The following is a 19,631-nucleotide window of genomic DNA, read 5'->3' as shown; positions in this document are numbered from 1 at the left end:
GGGATCAGCCCGCCTGCCGCCCCACATTGGGACCGGTCAGCGCATCAGCCTGCAGCAGGGCCGCAAGCCGTTCGGGCGAAAGCAGTTTTTCCGCTACGATCAGGTCCGTCACCCTGCGGTTTTCCGCCAGCGCACGCCTGGCAATGGTCGAACACGTATCATAACCCAGCACCGGCACCAGCGCGGTAATGATGCCAATATTGATATCGGACAGATACTGGCACCGCGCCCGGTCGGCTGAAATGCCGTTGATGCACCGCGTTGTCAGGGTTTCGATGGCGGCGCGCAATATCCTGATGGATGTAAACAGGCAGTAGCCGATCATCGGTTCAAACGCATTAAGCTGTAACTGTCCGCCATCAGCGCACATGGTAATGGTCATGTCATGACCCGCGACCAGATAGGCCACCTGATTGACGGCTTCGGGTATGACCGGATTGACTTTGCCTGGCATGATGGATGACCCTGCCTGCACCGCTGGCAGCACGATTTCGCCCAGTCCCGTCCGCGGCCCGCTGGATAGCAGGCGCAGGTCGCTGGACATCTTCGACAGTTTCAGCGCCAGGCGTTTCAGCACACCGGAAAACAGCACAAAGACCCCTACATCCGATGTCGCCGCGATCATATCCGGCGAGATGGCCATGGGCCGCCCGGTCAGGCTGCGCAGTTCCGTCATGACGGTCGATGCATAATGCGGATCGGTATTCAGCCCGGTTCCGATGGCCGTGCCACCCAGATTGACCTGCCCGAACGCCGTGACATGAGTCTTGATGCTGGTGATTTCGGTAGCAATGGCCGTGCGGAAAGCACCGAATTCCTGCCCCAGCGTCATGGGCACGGCGTCACGTAGCTGCGTGCGGCCGACCTTCAGGATAGCACCAAAGGCTTCCGCCTTTTCGTCCAGCGCCACATGCAACCCCTCCAGGGCGCGCACCAGCGGGTCAACCGCCAGCAACAGACCCAGCCTGAGTGCTGTTGGATATACGTCATTCGTGGACTGTGCCATGTTGACGTGGTCATTGGGGTGCAGCACGGAATAGGCGCCCGGCTTTTCCCCCAGCAGCCCAAGGGCCACATTGGCAATGACCTCATTGGCGTTCATGTTCGTAGACGTACCCGCCCCACCCTGCATGGCGTCCACGACAAACTGCGCACGGTAGGCGGGATTTTCCAGTATAATCTGGCATGCCCGATCAATGGCATCGGCGCGTGTGGGGTCCAGATAACCCAACGCAAGATTGGCCCGTGCCGCTGCCTGCTTGACAGTCACCAGCCCCTGCACCAGTTCCCCGAACGTCCCGATTGTCGTGCCACTTATGGGAAAGTTATCAAGCGCGCGCTTTGTATGCACACCCCACAGGGCACCGGGGGGAATGGTAACCTCCCCCAGCAGGTCACGCTCGACGCGAGGCACGGGCAATCCCGTCTCCGGCCCCACGGGGCTGGTCTGGCCTGTGGAATTGCAGAATGCTGCGTCCTGTGCCGGAGGGGGCATATTCATCATTTCGGCCTATGCACGTTACAGGATTGTCTTGAAACAACCCATTGATGAAATAATAAAAGCTCTGGTTACCGCTGTTTTTCAAAAAAAAAGTGTTCTTCAAAGCTTCCTGAAAAAACCTTCACCAGGACCATCCTTATGATTTGCGGATGTTTCCTGACCTGACTGTTCAGGCTGGGCAAAGCAATCCTGTCGGAGCAATGCCGGACCAACGCCCACAATACTTCACTACACACGAAATTTCGCGCACGCTGCCCGCATGTCACTTTAAATAAAGCGGCATGCCGGAACGCCCCGAATACTGTTGCCCGGCAGGCGACCACTTCCGGGCCGACGTGTCTCAGTCGGGCCGGATCTGCATGACTGTCGCGCCATATCCCACCAGCGCGCCGGGCTGCCCCACGATGTCTACTACCGTGCCTGCCACCGGCGCGGTAACCTGCACCTGCAGGCTATCCAGTGTCAGAAGTGCGACCACCTCCCCCTGCACCACCTTTGTTCCTACCGGTGCAAAGGGCGTATCGCTCGATGGATGGGTCAGGCACAGGTGACCGAAATACGGCGTCTTTACCGCCACATCCCCTGCCCCGACATCCGCCTGCTGGGCCGCAGCCTGCGCTGTGGGCAGGATCGTGGCCACCTGTTCCGCGCGAATGCGCAGCTTCAGTCCCGCTGCCTCATTCGTCAGTTCCAGACTGTCCAGCCCCGCCTGTGCCAGCCATGTCGCCATCTGTACTATCTGTTCGGGTTCTGGCAGCCGGTCAAAATGGGGCACCAGCTGTTCGGACCGGTTGTTCATGGGGCCGTCCTCCGCGCAAGCCAGCGTTCAAGATAGTGGATATCCACCCCGCCACGCTGGAAATCCGGGTCCGCCAGCAGGTCACGGTGCAGGGCGATGTTGGTTGACACCCCTTCCACCTTCATTTCCGCCAGCGCCACCTGCATTCGTGCAATGGCTTCGGCGCGGGTTGCGCCATGGCTTATGATCTTGCCGATCAGCGAGTCATAATAGGGCTGCACCGTATAGCCCGCCACCACATGCGTATCGACCCGGATACCCGGCCCGCCAGGCAGGTCCCAGCGCGTGATGGTACCCGGCGAGGGCATGAAGGTGAACGGATCTTCGGCATTCAGGCGACATTCAATGGAATGTCCCAGCAACGGAACGTCTGATTGTGCGATACCCAGCGGCGCGCCCTGGGCCACGCGCAACTGCCCGGCCACGATGTCGAGGCCCGTCGTTTCTTCCGTAATAGGATGTTCGACCTGAACGCGGGTATTCATTTCGATAAAGGCGAATACCCCGTCTTCATACAGAAATTCGAACGTACCCGCGCCACGGTAGCCGATGCGGCGGCAGGCCTCGGCACAGCGTTCGCCAATTTCGGCAATCGTCTCCGGCGCAATGCCAGGGGCGGATGCTTCCTCCAGCACCTTCTGGTGACGACGCTGCAATGAGCAGTCGCGCGCCCCCAGCCAGAGTGCAGTGCCGTGCGTATCGCACAGGACCTGTATCTCGATATGGCGCGGCTTCTGCATGAAGCGTTCGAGGTAGAGCGTCGGGTTGCCGAATGCCTGCTGGGCTTCCTTGGCGGTCAGTGTGACCGCCTGCGCGAGATCAGCCTCGCGCTCGACCACGCGCATGCCGCGCCCGCCGCCCCCGCCCGATGCCTTGACGATAACGGGAAAGCCCACCTGCAACGCAATGGCTCTGACCGCATCCATGTCAGCAGGCAGCGGCCCGTCCGACCCGGGCACGCACGGCACGCCGGCGTCGCGCATGGCGCGCTTGGCGGTAATCTTGTCGCCCATCATGCGGATCGACGCACCCGTCGGCCCGATGAAGGTCAGGCCCGCATTTTCCACCGCATCGGCAAAATCAGCGTTTTCCGACAGAAAGCCATAACCCGGATGAACGGCCTGCGCCCCGGTCAGGCGGGCCGCCAGCAGCAGACCGTCAGCATCAAGGTAGCTGCGCGCCGCGGCTGCCGGGCCGATACACAGGGCGATATCGGCTTCATGCACATGGCGGCTGTCGGCATCGGCTTCGGAATACACCGCCACCGTTTCCAGACCTAGCTGGCGGCAGGCGCGCTGGATACGTAGCGCGATCTCGCCACGATTGGCGATAAGCACCCGGTTGAAACGTGGGGTCTCACTCATGCCAGCCGGAACAGGGGGGTCCCTGCCTCCACTTCAGTACCGTCTTCCACCAGCACGGCGGCAATCGTGCCAGCCTGTGTGGCGCGGACGGCGTTGAACACCTTCATGGCCTCGACCAGTCCCACTTCCTGCCCGACCGTCACGGCCTGCCCTGCGGTAACGTAAGGGGCAGCCCCGGGAGACGGCGAGAGATGGAACACACCATAGGACGGGGCCGTAATGACGGCTTCCATCACGGGTGGCGGTTCTGATGCGGCCACCACCGGCGCACTGACCGGGTTTACAGCCGGTGCGCCGGATGCAGGCGGGACGACCGGCTGCGTTCCACCACCACGGGTGATACGGATACGACAACCACCTTCCTCAACCTCAAGCTCCGTGACCGGGGCATGGGCCACAAGGTCGATCAGCCGCCTGACATGCGTGAGATCCACTGGTCTTACGCCGCGCCGGCTGTCTTCTTGGCGAAATTCAGGCCGCCCACAACCTGCATGGTCGGCAGCACTTCCATGAAACTGACATTCATGCGCTGCGGCGCCATGACGGCAAAGGCGACGGAATTGGCGATATCCTCGGGCAGCAGGGATTCATATTCATCAAAGAAACGCTTCTTCGCTTCTTCCATGTTGCCGATCAGGCGGCCGAATACTTCGGTTTCGCAACGCGCGGGCGAGACCTCGGTCACGCGGATGCGGTGGCCGAACAGGTCACAGCGCAGCTGCTGCGACAGCGAATGCACGCCAGCCTTCGTTGCATGATAGACCGTGTTGCCACCGGCAAAGGCATAATGTCCGGCAATGGAGGTGATGTTGACGATATGCCCGCGGTCACGCTCGATCATGCCCGCGACCACCAGCCGGGTAAGCTGCAGCACCGCGCGCAGGTTCACGTCAACCAGCGCGTCAATATCATCGGGCGTGGTGCTGGTGATGTTGCCCGTGCGCGACTGCCCGGCATTGTTGACGAGGATATCGATCTCCAGCCCGTTGACCAGCGCCTCGATCCCCTTCTGGTCGGATACGCTGACCGCATGCACGACACAGCCGGTTTCCTTCGACAGTGCTTCCAGTCGCGCCGCATCACGCGCCAGGGCATGCACTTCGATCCCTTCCCTGGACAGGCGGCGGACAATTTCCGCGCCAATGCCAGAAGATGCGCCGGTGACGAGGGCGGTACGGTACGGCTGGTTGCTCATGGTAAGAAAACCCGATCCTGAACAGAGAAACTAATCCCACCCGGACCCACAGCGGTTACCGGATGCTCAGCTATTCACTTCATGCTAACGGGCGCAGTCAACATGTGCCAAGAGCACTTCGTTCTTACGCCATAACAATATACGATGGCCCGGCTATGGTTCTGAGCCATAAGATTATCCAATAGCCATACAACCAGAATCGCACTGGTCATCGTTACGCAAACGGCCATACTTGCCGGGGTGGCACCAGATGCTGCGAAACCTGTATTGTTATGGTTCAGGCCCCGTACCGGGTCCTGCCATTTTCCGGAATATGACCAGCACTGTTCCAGGGACTGTGTATTTTGAACACGGATATGAAGAACGACGTGGCGCGCGACACCCGTGCAGCACCCACCATCAGCATGATCGGCACCCGCGCCATGCTGTTCGAGGCGCCGGGGGACTTCACCATGGCCCACCAGCGCCGGATATGGTCGCTGATGGACGCGGCGCGGACACGGCCTGATGTGTGCGAACTCATTCCCGGCGTGACCAACCTCATGCTGATTTTCGCGGCCCCGCCCGACCGCCCGCAGGAAGAGGCTGACTGGCTGCGCCATGCGTGGGACACCCTGCCCGAACGGCATATCGAAGGCCGCCTGTTTGAAATCGGCGTGCGCTATGGTGGCGAACTGGGTGGTGACCTGGCCACTGTTGCCGCCCATGCAGGCCTGCCCCCCGAAGAGGTGATCGCCATCCACCACGACAGTGAATACACGGTCTGCGCCATAGGCAGCGCGCCGGGTTTTGGCTACCTGCATGGGCTGGACCCGCGTATCGCAACACCGCGCAAGACCGTACCGTCGCTGAACATGCTGGCCGGGACCGTCACCATTGGCGGCATGCAGGCGGGCATTTCCGCGCTGACCGGACCGAACGGGTGGAATTCCATCGGGTATACCGACATAACCCTGTTTGATCCCCACAAGCAGCCGCCTGCCCTGTTCGCCATTGGCGACCGCATCCGCTTTTATCCCGAAAGCATCGAGCTGTGATGACCATCCTTGAAACATCCGCCCTGAACACGGTGCAGGATCTGGGCCGTCCCGGTTACCGCAACCTTGGCGTGGGCACGTCGGGCGTAATGGACGCCATCGCCCTGCAGGTGGGCAATATCCTGCTGGGCAACCAGATGGACGATGCCTGTATCGAATTGCAGACCTATCCTTTCGTCCTGCGTTTTGATGCACCGGCCAGCTTTGCAGTCACGGGTATTGATGCCGCAATCGAAGTTGATGGCCGCACCATCCTGCCATGGACGGTCGAGACGGTGGCGGCAGGACAGGTGCTGCGTGTAGGCGCCCCCAGAACCGGCGCGCGCGGGTATATCTGTATTGCGGGCGGGATTGAGGTGCCTGTGGTGCTGGGGTCGCGCAGCACGCAGTTGCGTGGCGGTTTTGGTGGGCTGGACGGTCGACCGCTGGAAACAGGCGATATGCTGAAGACCACGGGAGCCACGCTGGATGTTGCGGGTTACGGCGCCGTGCCGCCTGCAACGGTGCTGGATGCCGTAGCAAGCGAGGACGATGCGAAGGTCATCCATCTGCGCGCCATGCCAGCGACCGATTACGAACTGTTCACTCCCGAATCCCGGCAGCGTCTGTGGGATACCCCATGGCGCATCACACCGCAGAGCAACCGCGTGGGCTACCGCCTGTCGGGCGCGCCGCTGGAACTGAATCACCGGGTTGAACTGCGATCCTACGGTGTGATTGCCGGTATCGTGCAGGTGCCACCGGCGGGGGAGCCGATCGTGCAACTGGCCGATGCCAATACCGTGGGTGGCTACCCCCGCATCGTCACCGTGATCGAAGCGGACCTGTGGCGGCTGGCGCAGGCGCGCATCGGCACGCATATCCGCTTCCATGAATGCAGCTTTGCCGAAGGTGTCGCGGCCATGCAGCCGGTCAACGCCTATCTGGATGACCTGCGCATGATGGTTGCCCATTACCGCACATCCGCCCGCTGCCGTGCTGGCATCAAGTCTGGAGACAAGGCATGAAGATCGACCTCAATTCCGACATGGGCGAAGGCTTTGGCCGCTGGCGCATCGCTGATGATGACGGGCTGATGGATACCGTATCCTCGGCCAATATCGCCTGTGGGTTCCACGCCGGTGACTACGCCATCATGGACCACACAGTGCAACTGGCGAAGGAAAAGGGTGTGGGCATCGGCGCCCATCCCGGCCTGCCGGACCTGATGGGCTTCGGACGGCGCAACATGGCCGTGTCGGACGCGGATATGGAATCCATGATGTGCTACCAGATCGGCGCATTGCAGGGCATTGCCGCACGCCATGGCCACCGTGTCACCCATGTCAGCTACCACGCCGCATTCGGCAACATGGCCAACGCCGATGAAGCCCTTGCCCTGCGCCTGACCCGTGCCATTGCAGCCCTTGACCGCAACCTGAGCGTATTCTGCATGCCCGGCCAGGCGACCGAACGCGCGGCGGAAAAAGCCGGGCTGCGGGCACGGACGCTGTTCCTGGCGGATCGGGCCTATACCACGGCGGGCACGCTGGTCCCGCGCGGGCAGCCGGGCGCTGTCATCCATGACATGGCGGGGGTGCGGACGCGCGTGAAGCAGTTCCTGCAGGACGGGTCGGTCACGACCATTGACGGCAAGCGCCTGCCGGTGAAGGCCCAGTCCATACTGGTGCACAGCGACACGCCCGGATCGCTGGAACTGGCGCGCGCCATCCGTGCGGAAATCGAGGCCAGTGGCGGCGTGCTGACGCCTGCCTGCCAGCTTGGGGACTGATTGCGTCCCATCATCCATAAGAATTTCTTATTGCACCGCAACGAACTCCTATAACCCGGGATGCGCCCCATGCGTTACGTTACCGTAACGTGAAACAGGTGAGGGACCGACCGGACTGACCCTTCATGAAGCGCGCTCCCGTCCATGTCGTGCATTGAGGTACGGACAAAATGAAGCATGACCTGAAACGTGGCGCCCTTCTTCTGGCATCGGCGACATTTTTTACCGCCGCCCTCAATGCCCTGCAGAAACTGACCGGATCGACACTGCCCGCGCTGGAGATCATTTTCTTCCGCAACCTGTTTTCCCTACCCTTCGTGCTACTGATCGCGTCGCGCACGGGCATTGTACTGAAAACCAGTCATTTTGGCGGGCATGTCCTGCGGTCGGTCGTTGGGCTGATCAGCATGATCATGGTGGTGATTACCGTAACCCGCCTGCCGCTGGCCGAACAGCAGGTCCTGTCCTACACGCAGCCACTGTTTCTGGTGCTGCTGTCCATCCCGCTGCTGCATGAACGGCCGTCGCTGCAGCGCTGGGTCGCGGTCTGCCTCGGGTTTTCAGGCGTGGTCGTGGTCGCCCTTGGCAAGGGGCTGCTGCATGGTGCCAGCAGCGCGGTACCCAGCTGGGCCTACGCCGTAGCCCTGGCGCAGGGGGCAGTGGGTGCACTGACCACCATGCAGATCCGCCAGCTTTCGGCCACGGAATCCAGCACGACCATCGCGCTGTGGCAGGCGATCCTCATGACGCTCATGACGGCACTCCCCCTGCCCATCATCTGGACCACGCCCGGCGTGACCGAAGCCGCATGCCTTGTCGCCGTGGGCGCGTTTGCCGGGATCGCGCAGGTTCTGCAGACCGAGGCCTTTGCCTCGGCACAGGTGTCCGCAATTGGCCCCTTTGCCTATTCCGGGCTGCTGTGGGCCGCGCTGATCGGGTGGTTCGGGTTCGGTGAAATACCCGGCGTCGCCATGGTGATGGGCGGACTGCTAATCATCGGGTCCGGCGTATGGATGCTGCGTCACGATCGCCCCGCAAAACAGAAAGCCGTGGCGGAAGGCACAATGGACGCGGCTACCGGCACCCCGCCATGAAGCACGGCCTGTGCGTGATGGCCCGTTCCTCATCGTAATTCACGGCACACCAGGAGTCCTACAGCGTGACAACAGGTGAAACGACCACCAACGCACGAAGCGGGCGTGCAATTCCTGCCCGCTACGTATTCTTCTTCCTTGTATTCCTGATGTACGCCATCAGCTATGGCGACCGCGCCGCGCTGTCCATCGCCCTGCCGTCGATGGGCAGGGAGTTTTCCCTCACACCGGTGCAGATGGGCTGGGTTTCATCCAGTTTCCTGTGGTCGTATTTCCTGCTCAACCTGCCTTCGACCATTGTGCTCGACATGGTGGGTGCCCGCGCCATTGGCAGCCTTGCCGTGGGGGTATGGTCGTTCGCCATGCTGCTGGGCGGCATGGCGCAGAACATCACGCAGTTCCTGCTGACACGCGTGCTGCTGGGGGTTGGTGAGGCACCGACCTTTGGCGTGGGGGCCACCGTAGTGCGCAACTGGGCGCAGCCGCGCGAACGCGGGTCGGTCATGACCGTGCTGCTGACGGGCATGCAACTCGGGCTGGCTGGCGGCACGATCGCGGGGGCGTACCTGATTACCTTTTTCGGGTGGCGGTGCGAGTTCATGGCGCTGGGCGCGGTGGGCATTGCGTGGGCGCTGGTGTGGTGGCTGGTTTACCGCAACCCGGCCCGCAAGGCCGATGCCGTCCCGCGCAGGCCCATTACGCTGCGTGAAATCAGAAATCTGTTCCGCTCATCTTCCTTCCTGGGGATACTGGTGGTGCAGTGCACGCAGAATTACCTGAACTTTCTGGTCATGTCATGGATGCCGCTGTACCTGATCCATGAACTGCACATCAATACCACCGGTACGGGCAACAGCACAGCCCTGTGCTATCTGGTCGCGGCCATTGGCGCGGTCATTATCGGGCGGGTGCTGGAACACCTTGTCTTCCGTAATGGCATTCATCCGCCCTACCGGCGTTTTGTTGTCGTCACCTGCCTGATCGGTGCGGCCACGATCGGACTGCTGCCGCATTTCCATACCATGATGCCCATCCTGCTGGTGCTGTCCGGCGCGCTGGCCTGCCTTATGGCGGCCAATGGCGCCAATACTGCACTGCTGACCGATATGGTGGAAGATGGCCAGAAAATGGGGGCAGTTACGGGTGTAACGCTGACATGCAGCAACTCGCTGGGGCTGCTTTCACCCATCCTGACCGGGTATATCGTGGCGTGGACCGGCAGTTTTGACATGGCATGGTACATGTGCGCCACCGCCCTGGTTATTGCGGCCGGGCTGTCACTGGTCATGGTGCGCAACCCGATCCGCATGGATGGGCAGGCGGGATGAGGGCCATCGGGCTTTCATAGTATTGTTGTATGGGGCCAGATCATTTTCGTCGGTATCTAACCCGTGTCGAAACGATTTACGATGCGGTGTGAGCATGTGTCCTGTTGCATGAGTAAAAGTGGAGAGAGCGTCTGATGCCTGGGTTTGCGGATCGACTGAATGGAATTGGGATTTCGGCTTCCGCCGCGATGACCGACAAGGCGTCGGCGCTGAAGGCGGAAGGGATGAAGATCGTCAGCCTGTCATCGGGCGAACCCGATTTCCCCACCCCCGAACATGTCGTGGATGCCGCGATTGCCGCAGCCCGCGCGGGTGACACCAAATATCCGCCACAGGATGGCAAGCCCGCGCTGAAAAAGGCGGTGCAGGGCAAGTTCCAGCGTGAAAACCACCTTGATTACGCGCTGGATGAAATCCTTGTGGCCAACGGCGCCAAGCAGATCATTTATGACGCCATGATGGCCACCATCAACCCCGGTGACGAAGTGGTCCTGCCCACGCCAAGCTGGATCAGCTATGCCGATATCGCCCGCCTTGCCGGGGCATCCATCGTATCCGTGCCCTGCCCGGCCGAAGGGGGCTTCCGCCTGTCGGCCGCAGCGCTTGAAGCCGCAATCACGCCAAAGACCAAATGGCTGGTCCTGAACTTCCCCGGCAACCCCACCGGCGCGTGCTGCCCGCGCGCGGACATGGAAGCCATCGCCGCCGTCCTGCTGAAACATCCGCAGGTCTGGATCATGACCGATGATATCTATGAACACCTGATTTATGATGGCTTTACCTTCTGCACGATCGCCGAGGTCGAGCCGCGGCTGAAGGACCGTGTCCTGACCGTCAACGGTGTGTCCAAGGCCTATGCCATGACCGGCTGGCGTGTCGGCTACTGCGGCGGCCCGCGCGCGCTGATCGCGGCCATGAACAACATGCAGGGCCAGTCCACCAGCGGCATCAACACGCTGGCGCAGGCCGCAGCCGTGGCCGCGCTGAACGGCACGCAGGATTTCCTGAAGGACCGCGCCGCCGAATATCAGGCCCGACGTGATCTTGTGGTCAGCCTGCTCAACGCCATTCCCGGCGTGCAGTGCCATACGCCGCAGGGTGCGTTCTATGTCTATCCCGATATCAGCGGGTGCATGGGCAAGACCTCGGCCGGTGGTCGCCTGATCGCAACCGATGCCGATTTCGTCATGGCGCTGCTGGAAGAGCAGCAGGTGGCGTCCGTACAGGGCGCAGCCTATGGCATGAGCCCGTTCTTCCGTATTTCCTATGCGACCGGTACGGATACCCTGCGTGAAGGCTGCCGCCGCATCGCGGCCTTTGTGGATGGCCTGAAATAAGGCTGGCCCCATATCCACAACAAAGGCCGGGGCACTCACACGATGCTCCGGCCTTTAATTTTAGGGGCTGGCATCGGTAAGCCAATAAAGGCTTGATATGTCATATGAAAGCACGTCATCGCAAGCGGCTGCCTGTCGCCACCCAGAAACGCCTTCTGGCGCACTTTGTTGCGGGCACAGGCGCGTTCTGCGAAAAAACCACAGGCGGCACGATCCCGCCTGCCGGTCAAGGCCGCTGCCACATCACTGAAACCATGTGTCAGCGCTCAGCGGCACAGTGCCCATGGCAGGACGGCACCGTCCACCCGTCGGGCCGTCACCCCGTAAACCGTGCGCATGATGTCATCATCCAGCACCTGCGTGGCCGGGCCATGACGGATGACGGCGCCATTGTCCATCAGCACCAGTTCATCACAGAACCGGGTTGCCAGCACCAGATCATGCAACACGATGACGATCCCCTTTCCCTGCCCCGCCTGCTGGCGGAAAAGCTGCATCATCGACAGGGCATGCGCCGGGTCCAGTGCCGCAATCGGTTCATCGGCCAGTATGACCGGCGTGTCGGTCGCCAGCGCGCGGGCCAGGTTCATGCGCGCGCGCTCTCCGCCGGACAGGTCCGTGGCCGGGCGCGCGCTCAACTCCAGCAGGCCAGTAGCCGTAAGGGCACCCGCCACCGCCGGATGATGGACGGCATGTCCGTTCACCTGCCCGTGCGGCAGGCGTCCCAGTCCCACCATCGTGCGCACGGGCATGGGCGGCGGCAGTTCACCCTGCTGTGGCACGAAGGCAAGCTGCCGGGCACGTATTATTGGGGTGATCCGGTTCATGTCATGACCAAGAAGGGTGATTTGCCCGCAATCGGGTGCCAGCAACCCCGCCAGCATGCGCATGAACGTGCTTTTCCCCGCCCCGTTCGGTCCGATCAGGCCAATAACCCGCCCCCGCGCCAGCGTAAGGGACGCGCCGGAAACAACAGCCCGGTCCCCACGCCTGAATGAAATGTCGTATGCCTGCAGCAGGGTCATGACACGCCTCTTTTCAGCATGATGACACGGGCAAGGAAAAACGGCGCACCCACCAGCGCCGTCAGCACGCCAAGCTGCAGTTCGGTCCCCACCGTTACCAGACGCACCATCATATCCGCCCCCAGCAGCAGCAGGCTTCCCCCCAGAAAGGACGGTACGAGCAGCTTCGACGGCTGATACCCCGTCAGTGGCCGCAACAGGTGCGGCACCACCAGCCCCACGAAACCGATCGCGCCCGCAACCGCCACGCACGACCCCACGGCCAGTGCCGCCCCCAGCACGATACGCGTCTGGACGCCCCTCATCCCATGCAGTCGGAAGCCAAGGCTTTCCGCCACGTCTTCGCCCAATGTCAGCGCATCCAGCACGCGCCCGGCCGACAGCATGAGCAGCGTGCCACACACGACACCCGGCAGGCAGATCCAGACATGGGCAAAGGTTCGGTCCGTCAGCGATCCCATGAGCCAGTGCATGATTTCAAAAGACGCGTACGGGCTGGGCACAAGGTTCAGCACCAGCGCGGTCAAAGCCGCGGCAAGACTGCTGAGCGCCGCCCCCGCCAGCAGCAGCACCAGCGTGCCACCACGCCCCACCAGCCCCATCAGCACGACTGCCGCACACAGCGCACCCGTCAGCCCACCCAGCGGAAGGGCCGCGACGGAAACCTGCATGAGGCCGGTATAGAACACGCTGACCGCCCCAAGCGCCGCTCCACCCGACACCCCCAGAATACCGGGATCGGCCAGCGGATTGCGCAGGTATCCCTGCAACACCGCCCCCGACAGGCCCAGCGTCCCGCCAACCATGATGGCAAGAAGCATGCGCGGCAGGCGCAACTGCCCGACGATAATCGCCCCTGCGGTATGCCGCCCCGCCAGCAGGTCCGCCAGCGCATGCACGGCCATGATGCGGGTTTCCCCCCACATGAGCGACGCACCGGACAGGCCCGCTACCGCCGCCAGCAGCATGATGTTCAGTAACAGGTTGCTACGGGCAGGTTTCACCGGACGGTTCCAAGTCTGTCGCGGGCGGCATGCAGCAGGGCGACACTGTCCAGCGTCTGTGGCAGGCCACACAACCACAGCCGTGAGGGCAGATCTAGACGGTGCGGCCCGGCAAACGCCTGTTTCAGCGCCGGATGGTCCAGCATGGACTGGGCAAGGGACGTGCCCTGCCCCGAACGGTCAAGCACCAGCAGGTCGGGTGGATGCGCAATCAGCAATTCCATGGAAAAGCGGGCGGATGCCTGCCGGTCCATCACAGTCGCATAATTACGCAGGCCCGCATGGGCCAGAACGTCGTCCGGCAGCGAGCCCGCATGGGTGACAAAACCATTGGCGGCATAAATTGCCGCTGTCGGGTCGGTGGGGCCGGGAGCGGCTGAAAGGGATGCAAGGCGGCGGGCAAAATCCCCAGCCAGTGCCCGTCCCCGGCTGCGCGCGCCAATGGCGTTCGCCACCACCATGATCTGGTCGGGAATATCCGCCAGTGCCCGTGCTGGCGGCAGGACGATAACCCGCGCGCCCTGCTCGCGCGCCGCCTGAATGGCGACGGCTGCCGTATAGGTCCCGCCCAGCACGACATCGGGGTGGGACGCCACGACATTTTCCGCCGTAGGGCGCAGGACGGGCACCTGCCGCGCCTGTTCACACAATACGGCATTCCAGCAGTCGCGCGCCAGCGGCGTCACTCCCGTAATCTGACCGGGTCCGGCCAGCAGCAGAAGCAGCTGGTCGGTACAGACATTCAGCGACACCACGCGCGGCAATGACTGCGCCCGCACGATCGGGGCACAGGCAAGAAGGCCCGCGACAATGCCCGCCATAACCCCCTTCACGTCAGTAATTCAGCATGAACCCGCCGTAACCGGCGCGACCGGGCTGCAGGTAGCCGATCGGGTCCTCGAACTGGTGGTCCAGCAGGTTGTCGGCGCGGGCGTAGACGGACACATAACGGTTGATCTGGTAATTTGCGGCCACGTCGATAGTAAAATACCCATGCCCTTTGGCACATGTGCTGCATGTCTCGCTGCCAATGACCGGCAGGCCGCGCCAGCCGCTGGTATACAGGATGTTTCCCGAAAATGTCAGGTCGCGGATGGGGGTCCATGTCGTGTTGAAATTGAATTTGTGCTGGGGACGCTGCAGCAGTTCGTTGTGGTCTGCTTCATCCCGCGCATGGGTCCAGGTATAGCTGAGGTTAAATTCCAGACCACGCAGCGCCTTCCAGTTCACGAATGCTTCCACACCGTACATCCGTGCCTTTGCCACATTGGCATAGGAGTAATTATAGTCGTATGCCGAATCAATCGAAAGCGAGGACTGGATCAGGTTCCGGACGCGGCTGTCATACCATGTCGCGCCAAAATTCAGGCTATCATGCAGCAGCTTCTGCTCCACCCCTGCATCGTAACCGACCAGCTGTTCCGCCTTCAGGTCCGGATTGCCTTTTTCGGAATAACCGGCCCCCACCTGGCTGGCGAATAGCTGGTACAGCGATGGACCATGAAAACCCGAACCGGCACTGGCCTTTATGATGGTCCCGGTTCCCGGCACATGGATCGCGGGGGCCACGCGCCATGTCACATGGTTGCCATAACGCGAATTGGCGTCGTAACGGATATTGGCCGCGCCATACAGGATATGGTGCCAGTTGCCCTGATACTGCCCGTAGCCTGCGGTCGTATCCATGCTGGCGGATGTATCATATCCGCTGTCCCACATGCTGGACGCCGTATGGCTGGTATTGAACGTATCGTGGAAATGTTCGGCCCCGATCAGAAGCTGTCCATACTGCCGTAAATTGAACGTGCCGTGCCAGTCCACCTTCATCCGGCTGGAACGGTAATAATCAGGGTCGGGACTGATCGGACTGCCGTAAGCTGTGCCCGTTTCCGTCCAGCGGTTGCGGTTGGTCATGTAACCAAGGCCAAGCACCTGATCGAACAGTCCGTGGAACGACACAAGATGCGCCGTGCCGCGCACGATGGCCTCGTTCTGGGTGGTCTGTTCCCGCACGCCTTTATCCCCGTACAGATTTTCGCTCTGCAGGTCATACACCGAATAGGAATGATTGTTGTCCTGTATCAGCCGCGCCGTAAGTCCCAGGTCAAAATTATGGGTGACATCATAACCCAGCCGGATATTGACGCCACGGTTGTCATTCCGGTTGCCTTCATGGCGCTGCTGCCGGTCCGCGCCGTAGTAGCGTTCGATATAGGACGGAATATTATGGAAGCCGTTCATGCGGTAATGGGAGAATTCCACATTATAATGAAATCGCCCCCTGCTGCCGCGCGCGCCGAATGTCTGGTTGAATGTCCCATACCCCCCGCCTTCGATCCGGACGAACGGCCTGAATCGTCCCTGCCCCTGCGCTGTGGTGATATCGATGACGCCGGCCATGGCGTCCGCGCCGTACAGGCCGCTCTGCGGACCGCGCAGGATCTCGATCCGGCCCATGCCATCGGTCACGAACGCGCCCGCGTCAAACATGCCGGTCGAGGAACTGCCGTCGTTGATATCCATGCCATCAAGGCGGACCTTGACCTCGTTGGCGTTATTGCCACGCATGAAAATGGACGAGGTACCACCCGGGCCACCCGTCTGCACGACGTTCAGGCCCGGCTGGCGTGCAAGGATATCAGTCAGGCTGCGCCGCTGCTGGGTCTGGATCTGTTTTTCGGTGATGATGGTCATGCTGGTGCCGATATCATCCACCTTTGTCGACCGACGGGCGGCACTGACGCTGATCAGTTCAGGAAGGCCCGTGTTGTCCAGCGAAACAACAGCTTTCGATTTCCTGTTCTGGACAGCATACTGGTTGGCGGGCTGCTTTTGCGGCATGTCCCGTCTGGACAGATCATCGGCGCGCGCCACACAGGCGCCCATTGTTACCAGTGTGGTAGAAGCAATCAGCAGATTCCGAAAAAGGATCATGGAATTCAGGTCTCGCGGTCACATCATCGTTGCCACGAGAGCGTGTCGCCACACGGCTTCCGATCCGCAGGAAGGCCCGTGACACCACACCGTCAGGACACCCCGCCCGACAGTTCCCGGTCGCAACCATCATGACGGCAGGTCTCCTGGCTCACGGCGTGGCATCCTGCACAACCTTCCCGGAAAACCGCAGTTTCCAGTGGCCCGGACCATGACATCCGGTAATGCAAGGACATACCGCTTACAGTTGCGGGGACAGCCGGAGCATTGGATCGTAACCCGCACTCCGTTCCCTTTTAATCCCCCCGCAGGGGGAACCGTCGGCACGGTTCTGATCGTGCGGGGCGGTCCTGTCAACCCGGATGGTCCCGCGCCCCATGCCCGCTGGCAGCCGTTAGCGGGTGGCGGGCCGGGCCTGCTTCAGCAGCGCCGCGATCTGCGCACAGGCCGCTTCCCCTGCCCCTTTGGCAAAGGACGAACTCCGTGCTTCGTAGGTATAGCGGTCATAGCTCCGCGCATCGGGCATGTATTTGGCCCCGCCATCGATCATAGTCGCCACCATGGTATGCGCAAAGGGCGAATGGTCGCGGATCCGTGCACCAAGGCCGGCCGCCAGTTCCGGCTGCACGCCCACCAGCGCCAGGTCGCCAATACGGACCAGCACGACCGGCAGCGAAACCGGTGACCCGGCCGTATAGGCAAAAGTGGTGACAGGCCCCGTGGCGCGACCCGTCCGTGGCGGGAATGCCTGCGACGCCACCTGTATGTTTTCACGCCGGATGTCGAGTGTCGGCATATCGGCAGTCCTGATCTTCCCCGCCACATCGACGATCTGTGCGCCAAGGCGCGCGCCCAGCAGGTCAACAATCGCGAAGCCGGCTTCGTGAATGTCAATCCGGCCTGCCTGTCCATCCGCATTCACGACGGGACGGCTGGCCTGAAGATAGGGTGCCTGATCGCCTGCCGCCCCCACCACGAACAGGGCAGTCGCGTCAGGGCCGTACTGCGCCTCGACATGCCGCATCGCAGCACCGGCAAGATCCGCCGTCATGAGCCTGCCGCCCGTGCTGGATACGGACCCGTCCATGACCGAGGACTGCACGGCAAAATTCGTCATGACCGCCAGCGGCCTGCCATCCAGCCGGTCAATGCGCAGCACGCTTACGGTCGGGTCCGTATCGCCCGCGTCATCCGCGCCCAGCCACCATCCATACGGTGTCCACACATCACGGTTCACGCTGACCCGGCTTGTCCCCACGCCCGCGCCCAGACGCGCGGGCTGTCGCATTGCAAAGGCCCGCGTCGCGGCCTGACGCGCGGCCTGTATGACTGCCTGCCATGCAGCGGCATTGGCCTTCATATCCGTACCCGGCGGCGTCTGCCCCGCCGCGAATACATGCGGCGCTGAAAAGGTGTGGCTGGCGCTGACAATGATATTGGGGGCAGCAATGCCTGCGACATCCGTCACAGTGGCCTTGATCGCGGTTATCAGGTCATCAAAGATGGATGTCAGGTCCACCACGACAATGGCAAGCCGTGTTGTCCCGTCATCAAGCAGCAGGACACGCACGGCCAGCGGATCATGCTGCCCGGTAAACCCGTCAATGGGAAACTGGCTGGCCGGAAACACGATATCCGCCCGCCCGCTTCCTGCACGAAAAGCAGGCTTCGCGGCCATGGCGGCATGTACAGGAACCGCACCCAGCGCCACAAGCGCGCCAAGACCCATGCCCCCCATGAAATCCCGTCTTGATGGCATGGTCCCGTCCCCTGTCTTATTTCTTTTCATGGGTGCGATATGATTACGCCTGCCCATAATAAAATAAAGGCCCGGCAATAAGCCGGGCCTTCCGTTGTGGGGCGGAAATCAGTTGGAGCTGTTGTTCTGGTTCCAGCCGCCGTTGTGGTCACCACCGCGACCACCGCCGCCGTGTTCACCCCAGCCGCCATTCTGGCTTTCGCCACCACGGTTGCCGTTCTGGCTGTCGCCGCCGCGGTTGCCATGTTCGCCCCAGCCGCCACGCTCGCCAGAGCCACCGTTGCGGTCACCACGACCTTCGCCACGGCCTTCACCGCCGCGATCACCACGCTCGCCACCGTTGCGGTCACCGCCCTGGGAATCGCCACCCTGGCCGCCTTCGCCGCCGCCATGGCGACCACCGTGATGGCCATGGCCACCACGACCACCATGTTCGCCCTGTTCACCACCCTGATTCCAGTCCCCGGACTGGGCATGTGCTGCCAGCGGGAGGGAGGCGCCAAGAGCAAGTGCGAAAAGAATGGAACGCTTCATAATATGATATCCTTTAATTCGACCGTTTAAACATTGTGTCATATGACAAAAAATGTAAGGCCGGATGATGTAACAAAAAGCATCAGGAATATCCTGCGCAAAAATCATCAGGATTTATGAGGCAGGATTATTCCGGAAAATATTCCAGATATCGCTGTATATTCTGGAAACTGAGTGGCCTGGACTGGATCACTCATAAATCACGCCATGTCTTCCTGTACGGAACAGACCTAATACATGGCAGGATTATGGGAAGTATTTCCTAACCTGATGATTACCCGGCCAGGACGATACCGGTTTCAGACCTGCCCGATCGCCCGGGCGGCGTCATCCAGCAGGGTGGCGATCTTTTCCTCGGCATCCGTATCAAGGCCACCGTTACGCAGCCGCAGGCGCAGCGCCGTGCGCAGGTTTTCCATGCCCCGCATGACCGGCATCGGAACATTCTTCCTGCCGCCCCTGCCCTCTGTCGCACCTGTCGCGGCGCGGGACAGGATTTCATCAAGGGCCGCGCGACTGGCGTTCAGGAACGCCTCGCCTTCCGGCGTAATGTGGTAGTTCTTGCGGCCATCAGCTTCGACAATCCGGGCGTAACCCGCTTCATCCAGCCAGGTCAGCGTGGGGTAAATCACGCCGGGGCTGGGGGCGTAGCTGCCACCGAACTTTTCCTCGATCATACGGATCAGTTCGTAGCCGTAGGTCGGCTTCTCCGCGATCAGGGAGAGGACCAGAAGCCGCATCTCGCCATAATCGAACAGCCGGTGACGCCCGCCCCGGCGACCACCACCATGATGTCCACCGCGACCATGATGGCGGCGGGGTTCCCCCCCACCGGCCATGCCTTCGGGGGAGAAAGTCTGGCGGTTACGACCGCCTGCGTGTCTGTTTCTGTGTTTCATGCTTACCGATATACGTTCCGATATATCTTACGTCAAGATATATCGGGATA

18 protein-coding genes and 1 riboswitch are annotated in these 19,631 nt (G+C 61.7%); of the genes, 6 read left to right on the top strand and 12 right to left on the bottom strand.

Features of this window, described 5'->3' with window-relative positions:
• Positions 1–4: 4 nt before the first annotated feature.
• The 5 genes from MSKU9_RS02765 to MSKU9_RS02745 all read right to left on the bottom strand — a co-directional run bounded on the left by MSKU9_RS02765 (position 5) and on the right by MSKU9_RS02745 (position 4,859).
• Positions 5–1,504 (bottom strand): aspartate ammonia-lyase, encoded by a 1,500-nt coding sequence (locus tag MSKU9_RS02765; protein ID WP_370685907.1) that lies wholly within the window; start codon positions 1,502–1,504, stop codon positions 5–7.
• A gap of 337 nt (positions 1,505–1,841) precedes the next feature.
• Entirely contained in the window at positions 1,842–2,300 is a 459-nt protein-coding gene (locus tag MSKU9_RS02760) for an acetyl-CoA carboxylase biotin carboxyl carrier protein (protein WP_141259810.1), read from the bottom strand.
• Positions 2,297–3,664: an acetyl-CoA carboxylase biotin carboxylase subunit gene (accC, locus tag MSKU9_RS02755; RefSeq protein ID WP_141259809.1), complete on the bottom strand. Its 1,368-nt coding sequence runs from the start codon at positions 3,662–3,664 to the stop codon at positions 2,297–2,299. The genes MSKU9_RS02760 and accC overlap by 4 nt, the downstream gene beginning before the upstream one ends.
• Complete coding sequence (locus MSKU9_RS02750; RefSeq protein ID WP_141259808.1) at positions 3,661–4,098, bottom strand: acetyl-CoA carboxylase biotin carboxyl carrier protein; 438 nt, start codon at positions 4,096–4,098, stop codon at positions 3,661–3,663. The genes accC and MSKU9_RS02750 overlap by 4 nt, the downstream gene beginning before the upstream one ends.
• A gap of 5 nt (positions 4,099–4,103) precedes the next feature.
• Positions 4,104–4,859 carry an SDR family oxidoreductase gene (locus MSKU9_RS02745; RefSeq protein ID WP_141259807.1) on the bottom strand — a complete coding sequence of 252 codons (756 nt, stop codon included), beginning with the start codon at positions 4,857–4,859 and terminating at the stop codon, positions 4,104–4,106.
• Between the two features lie 356 nt (positions 4,860–5,215).
• On the opposite strand from MSKU9_RS02745, the gene pxpB reads away from it, so the two are divergent.
• The 6 genes from pxpB to MSKU9_RS02715 all read left to right on the top strand — a co-directional run bounded on the left by pxpB (position 5,216) and on the right by MSKU9_RS02715 (position 11,426).
• On the top strand, positions 5,216–5,896 hold the full coding sequence (pxpB, locus tag MSKU9_RS02740) for a 5-oxoprolinase subunit PxpB (RefSeq protein ID WP_141259884.1): 681 nt from the start codon (positions 5,216–5,218) through the stop codon (positions 5,894–5,896).
• Positions 5,893–6,903 (top strand): 5-oxoprolinase subunit C family protein, encoded by a 1,011-nt coding sequence (locus MSKU9_RS02735; protein ID WP_141259806.1) that lies wholly within the window; start codon positions 5,893–5,895, stop codon positions 6,901–6,903. Before pxpB ends, MSKU9_RS02735 begins: the two co-directional genes overlap by 4 nt.
• Positions 6,900–7,667 carry a LamB/YcsF family protein gene (locus MSKU9_RS02730; RefSeq protein WP_141259805.1) on the top strand — a complete coding sequence of 256 codons (768 nt, stop codon included), beginning with the start codon at positions 6,900–6,902 and terminating at the stop codon, positions 7,665–7,667. The genes MSKU9_RS02735 and MSKU9_RS02730 overlap by 4 nt, the downstream gene beginning before the upstream one ends.
• Before the next feature lie 170 nt (positions 7,668–7,837).
• Positions 7,838–8,761: a DMT family transporter gene (locus MSKU9_RS02725; protein ID WP_141259804.1), complete on the top strand. Its 924-nt coding sequence runs from the start codon at positions 7,838–7,840 to the stop codon at positions 8,759–8,761.
• 65 nt (positions 8,762–8,826) lie between these two features.
• Positions 8,827–10,089: an MFS transporter gene (locus MSKU9_RS02720; protein WP_141259803.1), complete on the top strand. Its 1,263-nt coding sequence runs from the start codon at positions 8,827–8,829 to the stop codon at positions 10,087–10,089.
• A gap of 134 nt (positions 10,090–10,223) precedes the next feature.
• The gene (locus MSKU9_RS02715) at positions 10,224–11,426 is read left to right on the top strand and encodes a pyridoxal phosphate-dependent aminotransferase (RefSeq protein ID WP_141259802.1); all 1,203 of its coding nucleotides are present in this window, start codon (positions 10,224–10,226) and stop codon (positions 11,424–11,426) included.
• Between the two features lie 266 nt (positions 11,427–11,692).
• Here MSKU9_RS02715 and MSKU9_RS02710 read toward each other — a convergent pair whose 3' ends face one another.
• From MSKU9_RS02710 to MSKU9_RS02680, 7 genes are all read right to left on the bottom strand, one after another.
• Entirely contained in the window at positions 11,693–12,451 is a 759-nt protein-coding gene (locus MSKU9_RS02710; protein WP_141259801.1) for an ABC transporter ATP-binding protein, read from the bottom strand.
• Positions 12,448–13,455, bottom strand: a complete 1,008-nt coding sequence (locus MSKU9_RS02705) for a FecCD family ABC transporter permease (RefSeq protein ID WP_141259800.1) — start codon at positions 13,453–13,455, stop codon at positions 12,448–12,450. Before MSKU9_RS02705 ends, MSKU9_RS02710 begins: the two co-directional genes overlap by 4 nt.
• Complete coding sequence (locus MSKU9_RS02700; RefSeq protein WP_141259883.1) at positions 13,452–14,276, bottom strand: ABC transporter substrate-binding protein; 825 nt, start codon at positions 14,274–14,276, stop codon at positions 13,452–13,454. Before MSKU9_RS02700 ends, MSKU9_RS02705 begins: the two co-directional genes overlap by 4 nt.
• Before the next feature lie 13 nt (positions 14,277–14,289).
• The gene (locus tag MSKU9_RS02695) at positions 14,290–16,389 is read right to left on the bottom strand and encodes a TonB-dependent receptor plug domain-containing protein (protein WP_141259799.1); all 2,100 of its coding nucleotides are present in this window, start codon (positions 16,387–16,389) and stop codon (positions 14,290–14,292) included.
• A gap of 119 nt (positions 16,390–16,508) precedes the next feature.
• A riboswitch (cobalamin riboswitch) is annotated at positions 16,509–16,726 on the bottom strand.
• A 57-nt stretch (positions 16,727–16,783) separates the two neighbouring features.
• The gene (locus MSKU9_RS02690) at positions 16,784–18,148 is read right to left on the bottom strand and encodes a neutral/alkaline non-lysosomal ceramidase N-terminal domain-containing protein (RefSeq protein WP_227002333.1); all 1,365 of its coding nucleotides are present in this window, start codon (positions 18,146–18,148) and stop codon (positions 16,784–16,786) included.
• 108 nt (positions 18,149–18,256) lie between these two features.
• The gene (locus tag MSKU9_RS17850) at positions 18,257–18,682 is read right to left on the bottom strand and encodes a hypothetical protein (protein ID WP_154670661.1); all 426 of its coding nucleotides are present in this window, start codon (positions 18,680–18,682) and stop codon (positions 18,257–18,259) included.
• 299 nt (positions 18,683–18,981) lie between these two features.
• Positions 18,982–19,581: a PadR family transcriptional regulator gene (locus tag MSKU9_RS02680; RefSeq protein WP_193557612.1), complete on the bottom strand. Its 600-nt coding sequence runs from the start codon at positions 19,579–19,581 to the stop codon at positions 18,982–18,984.
• Between the last annotated feature and the right edge of the window lie 50 nt (positions 19,582–19,631).

The organism is Komagataeibacter diospyri (assembly GCF_006538165.1).
GTDB lineage: Bacteria > Pseudomonadota > Alphaproteobacteria > Acetobacterales > Acetobacteraceae > Komagataeibacter > Komagataeibacter diospyri.
The sequence above is the reverse complement of the archived record's forward strand: the minus strand, read 5'-3'. Positions and strand labels throughout refer to the sequence as shown.

What these genes read in the sequence shown, in the direction of transcription:
- MSKU9_RS02765 (WP_370685907.1), bottom strand. Translation starts at nt 1,504, where the DNA reads ATGATGAATATGCCCCCTCCGGCACAGGACGCAGCATTCTGCAATTCC.
- MSKU9_RS02760 (WP_141259810.1), bottom strand. Translation starts at nt 2,300, where the DNA reads ATGAACAACCGGTCCGAACAGCTGGTGCCCCATTTTGACCGGCTGCCA.
- accC (WP_141259809.1), bottom strand. Translation starts at nt 3,664, where the DNA reads ATGAGTGAGACCCCACGTTTCAACCGGGTGCTTATCGCCAATCGTGGC.
- MSKU9_RS02745 (WP_141259807.1), bottom strand. Translation starts at nt 4,859, where the DNA reads ATGAGCAACCAGCCGTACCGTACCGCCCTCGTCACCGGCGCATCTTCT.
- pxpB (WP_141259884.1), top strand. Translation starts at nt 5,216, where the DNA reads ATGAAGAACGACGTGGCGCGCGACACCCGTGCAGCACCCACCATCAGC.
- MSKU9_RS02730 (WP_141259805.1), top strand. Translation starts at nt 6,900, where the DNA reads ATGAAGATCGACCTCAATTCCGACATGGGCGAAGGCTTTGGCCGCTGG.
- MSKU9_RS02725 (WP_141259804.1), top strand. Translation starts at nt 7,838, where the DNA reads ATGAAGCATGACCTGAAACGTGGCGCCCTTCTTCTGGCATCGGCGACA.
- MSKU9_RS02715 (WP_141259802.1), top strand. Translation starts at nt 10,224, where the DNA reads ATGCCTGGGTTTGCGGATCGACTGAATGGAATTGGGATTTCGGCTTCC.
- MSKU9_RS02710 (WP_141259801.1), bottom strand. Translation starts at nt 12,451, where the DNA reads ATGACCCTGCTGCAGGCATACGACATTTCATTCAGGCGTGGGGACCGG.
- MSKU9_RS02700 (WP_141259883.1), bottom strand. Translation starts at nt 14,276, where the DNA reads ATGGCGGGCATTGTCGCGGGCCTTCTTGCCTGTGCCCCGATCGTGCGG.
- MSKU9_RS02695 (WP_141259799.1), bottom strand. Translation starts at nt 16,389, where the DNA reads ATGATCCTTTTTCGGAATCTGCTGATTGCTTCTACCACACTGGTAACA.
- MSKU9_RS02690 (WP_227002333.1), bottom strand. Translation starts at nt 18,148, where the DNA reads ATGCCATCAAGACGGGATTTCATGGGGGGCATGGGTCTTGGCGCGCTT.
- MSKU9_RS17850 (WP_154670661.1), bottom strand. Translation starts at nt 18,682, where the DNA reads ATGAAGCGTTCCATTCTTTTCGCACTTGCTCTTGGCGCCTCCCTCCCG.
- MSKU9_RS02680 (WP_193557612.1), bottom strand. Translation starts at nt 19,581, where the DNA reads ATGAAACACAGAAACAGACACGCAGGCGGTCGTAACCGCCAGACTTTC.